The organism is Alteromonas sp. NFXS44 (genome assembly GCF_040148705.1).
Classification (GTDB): domain Bacteria; phylum Pseudomonadota; class Gammaproteobacteria; order Enterobacterales; family Alteromonadaceae; genus Alteromonas.
Genome location: NZ_JAGDEA010000012.1, coordinates 430,362 through 442,888, shown reverse-complemented (window position 1 = coordinate 442,888; position 12,527 = coordinate 430,362). Strand labels below are relative to the sequence as shown.

Sequence of the window (12,527 nt, the reverse complement as noted above, 5' to 3'; positions counted from 1 at the left end):
ATATATCTCATACCAGACCCCGCCGCAATCGCTCGCGAACGGAGATATCAGGCTCCAGAGACCAGGAGTGCCGCACGGGGTAGCGGACACCTGATGGCGTAGAGACAGACTCAAAAAAGTGAAAGTCACGGAATTGCAGTTTGATATCCGGAGGCAACAGAGGGGCAGGCTGGTCGCTGCCGGCCTTCCTGACAACAGTGACATGAGGTTTGTATTCAGGGTTTTCCAGCGGTATTCCCGCTTCACGGGCGGCTTTACGTACACACTTAGCTAAATGCATCAATGGCGGGCACGGCTCATCAGGGCCCGCATATAAAATTTTAGGTCCGTCCCACACGCCGGTGGTGTTGAGGGCCACAGAAAAAGGTTCTGCAGCGACGTCGTCCAGTGCGTGTAACAGTGCTTCATGCTGTCTCTGGTTGATGTCGCCAAGAAATGCCAGCGTGAGGTGATAGTTCTCAGGTGGCACCGCAGCAGGCGGGGCTTTCTGACCGTGAGCGACAATGGCACCTGTTTTCCTGAGCGCTACAGTCGGAAGAGCCCGTTCCCGCCAGCCGGAAAGCGCGAGCTTCTCCTGCAAAGAAAGATCAAGGCCGATAAATGAACGCATTGCGGTAACCCGTGTTTTTCTGTGAAAGGCGTACAGTAAACCAGGCTTGCAGGGGATTCAAAGTAAACCGGGTTAATTTACTGCCATGCTTCAGCGGTATGCTCCGGTTCAGAAATGCTGACCGTATTCCGGCCTTCTGCTTTTGACTGGTAAAGTGCTTTGTCAGCACGGTCAAACAGCGCTTGCCAGCCTGAATCATCGTGACGACTTAACGCACTGCCTATGCTGATTGTAATATTCATTGGCTTATCGTTCATCATCACCGGCCGGCTTGCCACAGACTGCCGCAATCGTTCACTCACCCGCTGCAATTGTTCTGCATTACAACGTGTCAGAATAATCAGAAATTCTTCGCCGCCGATCCTGAAACAGTTGTCTTCGTCTCTGACAATGTCTTTTGCCCGCGATGTTATTTGCTGCAGAGCAACGTCACCGGCATGGTGACCCCATTTATCGTTAATTGCTTTAAAGTGATCAACGTCAAATATGATGATGCCGAAAGTGTGTCCTGTCCGCTGCGCTGTTTCCCGGCATGAAAGTGCGCAGGGCTCAAGTGCTTTTCTGTTCAGCCAGCCGGTGAGGAAATCCGTGTCCGAGAGCTTTTTCAGCATCTGCTGATGTTCGCCGTTGATGACGTAATTTAATGTTACTGCCAGCATTGAAATAAAAGTAATAACGGCCAGCGAGCCTGCAATCTGAAATATGTCGTTACCGGTAAATGCCAGTGCGTCGTGAGAAGTGAGTAACGCCACAGTGCGTATTAACATCTGCAGGGCGAAAATGGTAATTGTGATAAGCAGTGGCCACAGGAATCTCCCCTTTTTACGCATGGCGGTGTGCCACAACATGTTAATGGAAGCGCCACTGAGCATCACTACAACGGGAGTCAGGATAATAAATCTGGCATCAACCGACCCTCTGAAATCCGGACTCAGATGGAGCAGAAGGGTGAAAAGCGCCACACCGGTTGCCAGATAAGGCGGTGCTTTACCGTATATGTACAGGGCAATACCAGAGGTGATAAAAGCATGGCCTGCCATGTATAACACATTCGCTATTCCCGGGTGCAGCAGGCCTTGTACGTCGAATTTAATGCAGACAAAAGCGGTAAGGTTGGAGACGAGAAAGCAGGCGCCGGCACACATCCAGTGGAAGATATAGTTTGATGCCTTGTGACTTTGCCAGGCCATGCCCATAGTAAAACACAATGTCATACTGGCAATGGCCGTACAAATAATGATGGTCTGTAAATCCATTTACTCACTTCATTTATCTGATACGAAATTTGAATATATGAAAGTAAAACTGTATCCGGAAAATAAAAACAGTTCGCTTACAGTCTAAAATCTAAACGGAAGTGGCTGACATATCAATGACTTTATGTATTTCTTCCGGGGCACAGGTATATACTTGCCAGATTATCTGTTGAACCTGTTTTCTTGTTATGCAAATTAAATTACCTGCCGCAGGCCTGATCCCTGAACTGATAACTGCTGTTGCCGCCGGCAATGTCATTGTCGGTGCACCGCCCGGGGCGGGCAAATCTACCGTACTGCCTCTGGCACTGCTGGAGCTTGTTCCGGGGCGCATTGTCATGTTGCAACCGCGGCGGGTTGTGGTACGCAATCTGGCAGCTTACCTTGCTTCATTGCTCGGAGAGGAAACCGGACAAACTGTGGGTTACCGTATCCGCGGTGAAAGTAAGGTCAGTAAGCAAACACGTCTGGAGATTGTCACAGAAGGTGTGTTGTCTGCCCGTATCCAGAGGGACCCGGAATTAGCAGGTGTTGACTTAATCATCTTTGACGAATTTCACGAACGCAGTATTCACAGTGACTTTGGTCTTGCGCTGGCGCTGGAAGTACAGGAAGGGTTGCGGGAAGATTTATCTCTGGTGGTGATGTCTGCCACTCTCGATGTGGATGAATTACTGACGCTGATGCCCGATGCCAAGGTGCTGAAATCTGCCGGCAGGCAGTTTGAGGTAGAGGAAGTCTATACCGGTCAGGTACAAAGCCATACTTTGCATGAGCAGGTTACCAGGCAAATTCAGTTCAGCCTTGCACAGGATGACGGCGATATTCTCGTTTTTTTACCGGGCGCAGGCGCGATTAACAAAGTTGCCACCTTGCTGGAACAGCGGCTGAATGCATCTGAATATGTGGTGCATCCTCTGTATGGCGCGTTGAGTAAACAACGGCAAACTGCCGCTATTTTACCGGATAGCCGGGGAATGAGAAAAATCATTCTTGCTACTAATATTGCCGAAACCAGCCTGACGATTGAAGGCATTAAAGTAGTCATAGATGCCGGTCTTGAAAATGTCGCTAATTACCATCCTCCCACCGGATTTACCCGCCTGAATACGCAGATGATTTCACAGGCATCGGCTATTCAGCGCAAGGGACGGGCAGGGCGCCTGGGGCCAGGGAAAGTGTATCGCATGTGGCCGAAAGAGCAGCATGACAGACTGGCAAAATACCCGCTGCCACAAATTTTGCGTGAAGATATCTCCCCGCTTACTCTGGATGCGCTGGCCTGGGGAACTGAATTGCATAATATGCGCATGTTGACGCCTCCTTCTCAGGCGCAATCTGCAGCAGCATTACACCGCCTGCAACAAGCCGGTGCCGTAGACCGCGATGGTACGTTAACAGCACATGGTCGCGGACTTAACAAATTATCGGTGCACCCGGCTCTGGCAAATATGTTAGTGAAGGCAAAAGAAGCCGGAGCGCAGACGCGCCTGCCTGAACTGGAGGATGTTGCCTGTTATGTGGCGGCTGCCTGTGAAGAGCATTCGGCTTCTGAGCGCCAATTTCACGTATCAGCCTGGCTTGAACAACTGGCAGAACCCCAGTTATCCGGTTTGAAAGCCAGGGCCTCGCGGTTTGCATCTGCACTTGGCATCTCACTGAAAGCAGAGCCCCGAAAGTTAACTGGTGAAGCTGTTGCAGTGTGTCTCGCGCTGGCTTTTCCTGAGCGGGTTGCGAGACGTAAGCAGGGTAGTGATTATAAGCTGGCCAGTGGCCGGGGTGCTGCTCTGCCTGAAGGCATGGTTGAAAGGTCTGACTGGCTGGTGGTTAAGGAAGGGCAGGTTAACGGCTCTGACGTGATCATTCGTCAGGCCGAACCTGTTAATGAAACCCTATTAAGACAGTTATATCCGCAGGCTTTCAAACTTAAAGATACGGTGACGTACAACAGTCAGAAGAAGCAAATGGAAGCGCGCAAAACCGAAGGTTTCCATGAAATAGTGTTTAGCAGTGAACCGGCAGCTAACGTGCCGGCCCGCATTCGCGGTGAGGCCTGGGTATCGTTGCTGAAAGGATTGCCGTTATCCGCGTGGCCTTTCAGTGAAAAAGACTGGCAATGGTGGTACCGGTATCAAATGGCCTGCGGGTGTGACTTACATCAACCGCAAGCTTTCGACAGCCCGCCGGTATGGAAAAAACCTGAGTCACCATTGTCGCTTCTGGACCGTAGTGATATTTCCGCACGATTATCTTCGTTTAAAAGTTGGGAGCAGCTTGCCGGCCTGTCCTGGGCGACACTGCTACACCAGTCACTTCCGTGGAGCCAGCAACATGCCATGGACAATGCTTTGCCACTGAGCATCACCGTGCCTTCCGGTGAAAAAAGGAAACTGGTCTACCGGTCAAACGGCGAAGTCGTGCTTCCGGTCAGACTGCAGGAAATGTTTGGTTGTGCAGATATTTTCACTGTTGCGGACGGTGCAAAAGTCATCACACTTGAGTTGCTGTCTCCGGCGGGAAGACCAGTACAAACGACATCGGATTTGGCAGGCTTCTGGCAGGGTAGTTATCTTGCTGTGCAGAAAGAAATGAAAGGGCGATATCCGAAACACCGGTGGCCTGATAATCCCATGGAAGCTGAAGCCGGACGTTCAATGAAGCCCCGAAAATAAACAGGTGGTTGTTCCTGAACTATTGTACCCGTCTTACAACTTTAATCATGTTTGAACGGTGTATACAACTAATTTACGCGTTGCAATTATTATGCAAGTATTTGTTATTAAAAGAGATCCTCTGACCAGTTAATGGCTAAATACTTGTTCATTTTTTCAACTGCATGATAAGTAAGAAGTTTCTTATTCACTATAGTCATTCATCTAGACACGGGCATTGACCCCGCGCAAAAAGTCCTCAGGTTTCCGTTGTCAACGTCTCATCAAGCATGCTTATATAGAATTGTTGTACAAATATGAGTCAACATTTGAGGGAGACGAAATGAGCAAAGTTGCACTGGTCACAGGTGGCACCCGGGGAATAGGTGAAGCAATTTGTGTAGCGTTGAAAGATGCGGGTTACACTGTTGTGGCAAATTATGGTGGTAACGATGAAGCGGCTAAGGCGTTTACTGAACGCACAGGCATACCTTCATTTAAGTTCGATGTCTCGAATTTTGAGAAAACGAAAGAAGCAATTGACCAAATCGCGACAGATTATGGTCCGGTGGATATTCTAATCAACAATGCCGGGATCACCCGGGACGGCACCATGCACAGAATGAATTTTGAGCAATGGGATGCCGTTATTCAAACTAACCTCGCTTCCTGTTTTAACACGTGTCGCTCAGTGATTGATTCAATGCGCGCCCGTGGTTTTGGTCGCATTGTTAATATCGGTTCGGTTAACGGTCAGGCTGGTCAGTATGGCCAGGTTAACTATGCGGCAGCTAAGTCCGGTATTCATGGTTTTACTAAAGCGCTGGCACTTGAGGGTGCAGGTAAAGGTGTAACCGTAAACGCTATTGCGCCGGGTTATGTTGATACTGACATGGTGCGTGCGGTACCGGAAGAAGTATTGAAGAAGATCATTGCAACAATTCCGGTGGGTCGTTTGGGGAAACCTGAAGACATCGCCCGTAGTGTTATGTTCTTAATAGGCGATGAAGCCGGATTTATTACCGGTTCTACATTGTCCATTAACGGCGGACAGCACATGTACTAAGCTGTACGGTTACAATGTTCACAGAGCACGCCCGTGCTCTGTGAACTGACCGTATCCGGATTCAGCTACTCGCTTTCTTTATTGCCGTCGCTCTCTTTGAGTTCATCCGGCAACACACCAATCGCTTTCATCACATCCAGTCCCGGAAAACCATCAGCAATCAGGTTGCTGGCCAGCTGATATTCGCGGATCCCTGCGCGGGTTGCCGGTCCGATAATACCGTCGGGTTTACCTACATCGTAACCGGAGGCATTAAGCGCTGTTTGCAGTTTCAAAATGTCATCCCTGGTATAAGCCGGTAATTCCGGTAACGCTTTATCAATACCGGCTTCACCGGCAATTTGGTCAGCCAGCTTACCTACGGCGATGGCGTAGAATTCGGAATTGTTCCAACGCATGATGATACGGAAGTTATGGTAGGCAATGAACGCCGGACCGTTATGACCGGCAGGTACAACGACATATCCTTTCTCATCACTGTTACCCAGCGCACTGCCGTCTGCTTTTTTGATCCCGCTTTCGTTCCACTCAGTAATACTGCGCCGGTTTTTATATCCCGTTTCGCGATAATCGAAATTATCCGGTAACTGAATTTCCCTTCCCCAACGGAATCCGGGTTGCCAGCCTAATTGGGACAAGAAGTTAGCCGCTGAAGCGAGGGCATCTTCTTCACTGTCCCACAGATTGATCTGGCCATCGCCGTCGCCGTCAATCGCATAGTTCATATACGCTGAGGGCATAAATTGTGTATGGCCCATGGCGCCTGCCCAGGAACCTACCATTTTGGTCTGATCTAAAGATTCTCTTTCAAGAAGCTTAACCGCAGTGACTAATTCTTTGGAAAAATAGCTGCTACGTCTTTCATCACAGGCAAGAGTCGCCAGTGAATTCAGTACATTCATCTTACCTTTGTAACCACCAAAATTGGTTTCCAGCCCCCAAAATGCCACCAGATAATGGGCGGGCACACCGTATTTATGGCTTAAGCTGCTTAACAGTTCTTTATGTTTAGCGTACATCTCCCGGCCTTTGCCGATGCGCCATGCCGTAACGCGTTTGCTGTAGTAGCCCGGAAAGGTTTGTACAAATTCAGGCTGGCTGCGGTCCAGCGAGATCACGCGGGGCTGATATTGAATGTTGGCGAACACGGCCTTTGCCGTTTCTTCTTTCACGCCCTGTTCTACGGCTTGCTGAGATAACTGTGTTTTACACTGTTCAAAATCTGTATTGGCATAAGCTGAAGAAGTCGCTGTCAGCAGTGACAGTATTGAAAAACCAAGCTTACGCGGCATCCATTTAGACATTGCATATTACCTTTGTTGATGAGGCGTTCATGCTACCTTATCTGAGCCCCCGGGAGCGAGGGAAACATGGGGAAAATACGGCGCGCTCCGCCGGTGAGATCAGGAACGCTGCAGGAAAGAGTTATTTGTCTGGGAGGGCTTATGCGTACTTGTGGATGAAATCAGTGATAACCGGGCGTACCGATTTGCGGAACTTAGATCCACTGAAGATGCCGTAATGACCGGCTCCCTGTTGTACGTGATGTTTACGCATATTTTTCGGAATATTTTTACAAATATCCTGTGCAGCTTCTGTTTGTCCTAAGCCGCAAATATCATCATCAGCACCCTCTACGGTAAGCAGAGCAGTATTGTCGATGGTTTCAAAATCTACAGGAACACCCTGATAAGTAATCGCACCGCGGGCAATCTCGTTATTCTTGAATACCCGTTCAATGGTTTCAAGATAGAACTCGGCGGGCATGTCCAGTACCGCCAGATATTCATCATAAAAGGCGCGGAAACGATCAGCATCTTCTTCTTCACCAAATACCAGATTTTGGAAGAAATTCTGATACTTTTTCATGTGAGTTTGCTGGTTCATACTGATAAAACCGCCCAGCTGCATGAAACCGGGATACACCTGACGACCTTCGCCCGGATAACCATAAGGTACCGACATAATCGCCACATTACGGAACCAGTTCATCGGATGTTCCTGAGCGAACTCGTTCACCCGTGTAGGATTCTTAGAGCAATCAATGGGGCCCGCCATGAGAGTGAGCGACTTGGGCACACAGGCATTTTTCTGTCCGGCCATCACTGCGGTGGCGATTAAAGCCTGAACAGTAGGCTGACATATCGCCATTAAGTGCGTGCCAGGCCCTAAGAACTCAAGAAACTCGATAAGATAACTCACATAGCAATCAAAACTGAACGGACCGTCTTCCAGCGGTACTTCTCTGGCATCAGCCCAGTCAGTCACATAAATCTCGTGATCCGGAAGCAGCGCTTCCACCGTGCCTTTCAACAAGGTAGCAAAATGGCCGGATAAAGGCGCAACAAGCAAGACCTTGTGATCATCTTTCACACCGATCCGGTTGAAATGAATGAGATCACAAAACGGCTTGCTCAACACGATTTCTTCTTTCACCTTATGGCGTTTATCGTCGATTTTGATTTCGTCGATATTAAATCCCAGCTTCTCGTAGCGTTGTGTCAGCCGCATGGCAGTTTCCAGCGAAGCGCGGGTTATGCGGCCGGGTAAGGTATGTGCGAAAAGATTGGAAGGATGGTTCGCAATATCATTAAGCAGACTGAAACCCTCGTGCATAATGTATGCGCCGCGCGTCAAATAATCGTAAGCCTGATAATTCATTACGTCTCTCCTCAAATACTGGCTGGGGCTAAGACCTTTTGGGGGATGAAAAGGTTCACTTGATGTGGGGTAACCTGAGCGGCCTCTGAAGGCCGCTCAGGAGGGACTTATGCTTTTGCTGCGCTTTGGAATTTCGCAGTCATTTCGTCGCTTAAACCTTTGAACATCTCGCCAGCTTTCTGCTGTGCATCAGAAATTACTGCATATGAGCTTTTCGCTGCATCAGTAACAGTTTCCTGAATAGTTTCAACATATGCCTTGTTCATTTCAGCCAGACCAGACAGATCTTTCTGCTGAGAAGCTTTTTCAAAATAAGACATATTTTCAGATAACAGAGAAGAATACAGGGCGTTCTGTTTTTCTGCCAGATCCTGCATTGTACTCATGTTCAATGTCGCAAGGTCAGTCATCGGCTTCATTGCGCTTTTCATTTGCTCGTTCATTTGCTCAAACATTACTTGTCTCCAGTTTCCGGGGTAAGTTAGCTAGTTGATTTAGTCGTTGTCGCAGTCTTTTTAGCAGTCGTGCGACGGGTACGTGTTGCTGGTTTCTTTGCTGCTGCAGCAGGTTTTGCCTCAGCAGTCGCTTCCTTTGCTTCTTCAGCAACGGCTTTTGTCTCTTCAGCGGCCTTTTCAACAGTTTCCTTTGTTTCTTCAGCCATTTTCTCTGCTGCCTTTACCGGCGCTTTCGCGGCTTCAGGCGCAGCTTTTTTCGGTGCGGCAGCTTTCGTGGTTTTCTTCACGGCTGCTGTCGCTTTTTCAACTGTTTCTTTGGTTTCTTCAGTCGCGGTGGCCAGACTGGCCGCCATCACTTCGGTCATCTCTTCACGCATGGCGTTAAGGGTGGAGTAGGTGTCTTTTGAGGCGCTGGTCATGCGTTCACGCACTGACTCAGCCAGTTCAGAATTCGCTGTCATTACACCTTTAAACTCTGTTTGTTTCGTTACCGCTTCAATGTAACGAACACTGTCGCTCAGCAAACCCGTAAATAACGTAGTTTGGTGTTGAGACAGACTTTCCAGCGTTTTTGTATTCACAGCAAACAGCGTATGTACCGGTTTAGTGGTACTTTTCAGCTGTTCTGAAAACTTGCCAAACATACTCTTCTCCCGACCAGTTGATGAAGTCCTTCTGCTGCGTTGCAGCAAGATTTGATTAGATATTAACCAGGGCATTTGAAGAGATCAACAAAAATGTTGCGGTGCAGCAAGAATGTTTAGACGATTATTTAATAAGCAAATAGCTTTTTATGCTGCTCTGCAGCATTGAAGAGGAAATGTGGCAGGTCTGTCTGTTCTGGGGCAGGAGAATTGCTCCCCTGCCAGTATGTGATACTTACTTCTGGTTCTTCTTCCAGGCATCCATATTCTGTTCGATGATTTTGTTAAACATCCCGAAGGGCGTGTTATCCATCATATTTTTCATCATTCCCTGCACCTGATCCTGTTGCTCTATGAAGGTAACAAGAGATTGTTCAAGGTACTGTCGCAGAAAGTCCTGCATGTCAGTGTCGTAATAACGGATTAGTTGTTTGAGTAACGAATTTGTCAACAGTGACTGATTTTCGTTGGCTTCGGATTCACTGATGATTTGCAGCAATAATGACTTGGTAATGTCATCTTCGCTTTTGGAGTCAATCACCTTAAATTCCTGACGTTCATTGATTAACGCCTTTATATAATCGAGGTTAACGTACTGACTCTGAGATGTGTCGTACAATCTGCGATTAGGATATTTTTTAATGATGATCATAATGTTACCTCCGGCGATGCTGAAATGAGAGTAACGCACAAAATACCGCTGCGGCAACCTAAAAGGTGTGAAAATAAGCGACACTCTGACTACCTTTTTCACTGATAAGAAAATCTGATTTTTGTTAACTTACTGAAATTATTGATTAAATCGTGATTGGCATAGTTATCGCTGTATGACTGTTGAGAGCCTGAATAGCCGGATTATCTTTCTTTTAATCACATTCATTTGAAGATAACGCATTTCAGGCAATTCAAATGAAACCGGAGATTATTATGACTAAACTTGTCAAATCACTTGTGATGAGCCTCGCTGTTGCTTGCACGTTAAATTTCGCTGCACAGGCTGCTCAGGAAACCAAAGAGGCTGCCCCGTCAAGTGCGCCGATGACACAGTCGCAGGATTTCGATGATGTAACTCTTGAGAAATTTACTGTCGCGATGAATGCGGTCAGTGATGTTGCAGATAAATATCAGTCTGAACTGAAAGGTGATGAAACACCTGAGAAGATGCAGCAAATTCAGCAGGCTGCACAAACTGAAATGGTAACAGAAATTGAAAAAACCGGTCTTGAGGTGCAAACCTACACGACCATTGCACAACTGGTACAAACGGATGAAAAACTAAGATCCCGCGTACTGGACATCGCTAAAACACAAAATAGCGAATCGTAATACTGAATCCTCATGTAGACAGAAGCAAAGCGGGGCGTTGAACGCCCCCTTTTTTTTGTCTGCCGGTTTATCCCAGCTGTTTTTTCACGTAACTGCCCGGAGCTGCTTCGATGGCCGGATATTTTTCATTTTCACCGGGCTGCGGGGCATTCACTTTCGTTTTCCGGTGACTTTGCAACCATGCATGCCAGTCTGGCCACCATGAGCCTTCCTGCTTCACAGCACCATCAAACCATTCGCTGGCACTTGCCGGCAGATTGTCATTAATCCAGTGCGGATATTTCCCCGGATCAGGCGGGTTAATTACCCCTGCAAGGTGTCCCGACCCGGCGAGTACAAAGCGTGTATCGCCGGATACCAGTTGCGTACCTTTGTAGGCGCCCTGCCACAGCACAATGTGGTCTGCCAGAGTAGTCAGGAAATACACCGGCACATCAATATTTCCAAGGTCGACAGGAATGCCGTCTATTTCTACCGCCCCCGGCACTTTCAGTTTATCTTTCCAGTACATGGTGCGGATGTATTGCTTAAAACAGGCCGCGGTGATGTTGGTGGCGTCGCTGTTCCAGAATAAAATATCAAACGCAGCAGGGTCTTTGCCCTTGAGGTAGTTATTAATAAAATACGACCAGAAAAGGTTATTTTCCCGCAGCAAACTAAAGCTCAGGCCCAGAATGCGGCCGTCGTAAATACCTTTGATGTCTGCGTTCTGCTCCATTACAGGTAATGCATCTTCGGTAAGGTAATTACCGATTTCGCCGGGTTCACTGAAGTCCAGCAAGGTGGTCAGTAAAGTGAGTGACTCAATGCGGGTGTCTTTTTTCGCACGCAGATAAGCCGTTGCTGCGCTCAGCAATGTGCCGCCCACACAAAAGCCCACCATATTCACTTTCTTCTTACCGGTGATATCACAAACTACACCTAGGGCTTCCACCGGACCTTTCTTCATGTAATCGAAGAAATCCTGATCCGCCAGTTTTGCATCCGGGTTGACCCAGGAAATCATAAACACCGAAAAACCGGCATCAAGCAGGCCTTTTACCACGGACTTACGTTCGTCGAGGTCAAGAATGTAGTATTTGTTTATGAAAGGAGGCACAAACAGTATTGGCGTCGAAAAGGTTTTCTCATGCTTCGGCGTGTAATGAATTAATTGCATCAAATCATTCTGATAAACGATCTGCCCTTCGGTGGTAGCCAGGTTGATACCTAACTCGAAGGCATCCATATCGGTCTGTGTGATTTTGAACGCTTCAAGAGGACTCTTTTCCAGATCCCGCATGAAATTCTCAATGCCTTTCACCATGTTCTGGCCTTTGGTTTTCAGAATTTCTTCGCACACTTCCGGGTTTGACAGTAAGTAATTGGTCGGTGATACCGAGTTGATATATTGACGGGTGTAGAATTTTACCTGTTCTTCCGACTTGGGATCTTTGAAATGCATGGATGAAATCATGCCCTGCAACATCTTGGAATTAATCAGGTAAGCCTGCTTCATGTAGCTGAATATGGGATTGTCCTGCCAGTCTGTATGAGAAAAACGACGGTCGCCTTTTTCTTCCTGCATAACAGGATGGGCATTCTCTCCCAACATGGCCTTAGTCGCCTGCTGCCACAATTCAGTTTGTTGACGCATGAAATCCATTTGCGTCTGGATAAGCTTTGCCGAATCTACCTCTACCGTGTCATTTGACAGCAGCGAACCTAACTTTTCCGGGTCGAACATAGCGGATGTCTCCTCACTGCTATTTTTCTTCGTCAGAATGTTATGAACCATGGCGTTAAACTGCTGTGCGTATTGATTCAATGTGTCCAGAATATGATCTTTGTCCTGCTCGTGCACAAAAAACCTCCGTGC

The 12,527-nt window shown here is 47.8% G+C and carries 11 protein-coding genes; 3 read left to right on the top strand and 8 right to left on the bottom strand.

What is annotated here, in order from left to right; all coding sequences use genetic code 11:
- Positions 1–7: 7 nt before the first annotated feature.
- Positions 8–610, bottom strand: a complete 603-nt coding sequence (gene thpR / locus J3369_RS19085; RefSeq protein ID WP_349589930.1) for an RNA 2',3'-cyclic phosphodiesterase — start codon at positions 608–610, stop codon at positions 8–10.
- A gap of 77 nt (positions 611–687) precedes the next feature.
- A complete protein-coding gene (locus J3369_RS19080; protein ID WP_349589927.1) occupies positions 688–1,866 on the bottom strand; it encodes a GGDEF domain-containing protein in 1,179 nt (392 codons plus the stop codon).
- Between the two features lie 188 nt (positions 1,867–2,054).
- Here J3369_RS19080 and hrpB point away from each other — a divergent pair, with 188 nt between their 5' ends.
- Both hrpB and phbB read left to right on the top strand, forming a co-directional pair.
- Entirely contained in the window at positions 2,055–4,538 is a 2,484-nt protein-coding gene (hrpB, locus tag J3369_RS19075; RefSeq protein WP_349589924.1) for an ATP-dependent helicase HrpB, read from the top strand.
- A gap of 322 nt (positions 4,539–4,860) precedes the next feature.
- A complete protein-coding gene (gene phbB, locus J3369_RS19070; protein WP_349589921.1) occupies positions 4,861–5,583 on the top strand; it encodes an acetoacetyl-CoA reductase in 723 nt (240 codons plus the stop codon).
- A 65-nt stretch (positions 5,584–5,648) separates the two neighbouring features.
- On the opposite strand, the gene J3369_RS19065 is transcribed toward phbB, so the two are convergent.
- The 5 genes from J3369_RS19065 to phaR all read right to left on the bottom strand — a co-directional run bounded on the left by J3369_RS19065 (position 5,649) and on the right by phaR (position 9,995).
- Positions 5,649–6,887: a lytic murein transglycosylase gene (locus tag J3369_RS19065; RefSeq protein WP_349589920.1), complete on the bottom strand. Its 1,239-nt coding sequence runs from the start codon at positions 6,885–6,887 to the stop codon at positions 5,649–5,651.
- 139 nt (positions 6,888–7,026) lie between these two features.
- Positions 7,027–8,244 (bottom strand): polyhydroxyalkanoate depolymerase, encoded by a 1,218-nt coding sequence (locus J3369_RS19060; RefSeq protein WP_349589918.1) that lies wholly within the window; start codon positions 8,242–8,244, stop codon positions 7,027–7,029.
- A gap of 107 nt (positions 8,245–8,351) precedes the next feature.
- Complete coding sequence (locus J3369_RS19055) at positions 8,352–8,699, bottom strand: phasin family protein (RefSeq protein WP_119502799.1); 348 nt, start codon at positions 8,697–8,699, stop codon at positions 8,352–8,354.
- Between the two features lie 26 nt (positions 8,700–8,725).
- Entirely contained in the window at positions 8,726–9,343 is a 618-nt protein-coding gene (locus J3369_RS19050; protein WP_349589916.1) for a phasin family protein, read from the bottom strand.
- A 235-nt stretch (positions 9,344–9,578) separates the two neighbouring features.
- Positions 9,579–9,995: a polyhydroxyalkanoate synthesis repressor PhaR gene (gene phaR, locus J3369_RS19045; RefSeq protein ID WP_119502797.1), complete on the bottom strand. Its 417-nt coding sequence runs from the start codon at positions 9,993–9,995 to the stop codon at positions 9,579–9,581.
- A gap of 275 nt (positions 9,996–10,270) precedes the next feature.
- Between phaR and J3369_RS19040 the strand changes: the two genes are divergently transcribed.
- Positions 10,271–10,669: a DUF4168 domain-containing protein gene (locus J3369_RS19040; RefSeq protein ID WP_349589914.1), complete on the top strand. Its 399-nt coding sequence runs from the start codon at positions 10,271–10,273 to the stop codon at positions 10,667–10,669.
- A 67-nt stretch (positions 10,670–10,736) separates the two neighbouring features.
- Here J3369_RS19040 and J3369_RS19035 read toward each other — a convergent pair whose 3' ends face one another.
- Positions 10,737–12,512 carry a PHA/PHB synthase family protein gene (locus tag J3369_RS19035; protein WP_349589912.1) on the bottom strand — a complete coding sequence of 592 codons (1,776 nt, stop codon included), beginning with the start codon at positions 12,510–12,512 and terminating at the stop codon, positions 10,737–10,739.
- Positions 12,513–12,527 lie beyond the last annotated feature (15 nt).

Bases quoted from the DNA above. Each gene is read 5' to 3' on its own strand.
- J3369_RS19040 (WP_349589914.1), top strand. From the start codon at position 10,271: ATGACTAAACTTGTCAAATCACTTGTGATGAGCCTCGCTGTTGCTTGC.
- hrpB (WP_349589924.1), top strand. From the start codon at position 2,055: ATGCAAATTAAATTACCTGCCGCAGGCCTGATCCCTGAACTGATAACT.
- J3369_RS19080 (WP_349589927.1), bottom strand. From the start codon at position 1,866: ATGGATTTACAGACCATCATTATTTGTACGGCCATTGCCAGTATGACA.
- thpR (WP_349589930.1), bottom strand. From the start codon at position 610: ATGCGTTCATTTATCGGCCTTGATCTTTCTTTGCAGGAGAAGCTCGCG.
- J3369_RS19060 (WP_349589918.1), bottom strand. From the start codon at position 8,244: ATGAATTATCAGGCTTACGATTATTTGACGCGCGGCGCATACATTATG.
- phbB (WP_349589921.1), top strand. From the start codon at position 4,861: ATGAGCAAAGTTGCACTGGTCACAGGTGGCACCCGGGGAATAGGTGAA.
- J3369_RS19065 (WP_349589920.1), bottom strand. From the start codon at position 6,887: ATGTCTAAATGGATGCCGCGTAAGCTTGGTTTTTCAATACTGTCACTG.
- phaR (WP_119502797.1), bottom strand. From the start codon at position 9,995: ATGATCATCATTAAAAAATATCCTAATCGCAGATTGTACGACACATCT.
- J3369_RS19050 (WP_349589916.1), bottom strand. From the start codon at position 9,343: ATGTTTGGCAAGTTTTCAGAACAGCTGAAAAGTACCACTAAACCGGTA.
- J3369_RS19055 (WP_119502799.1), bottom strand. From the start codon at position 8,699: ATGTTTGAGCAAATGAACGAGCAAATGAAAAGCGCAATGAAGCCGATG.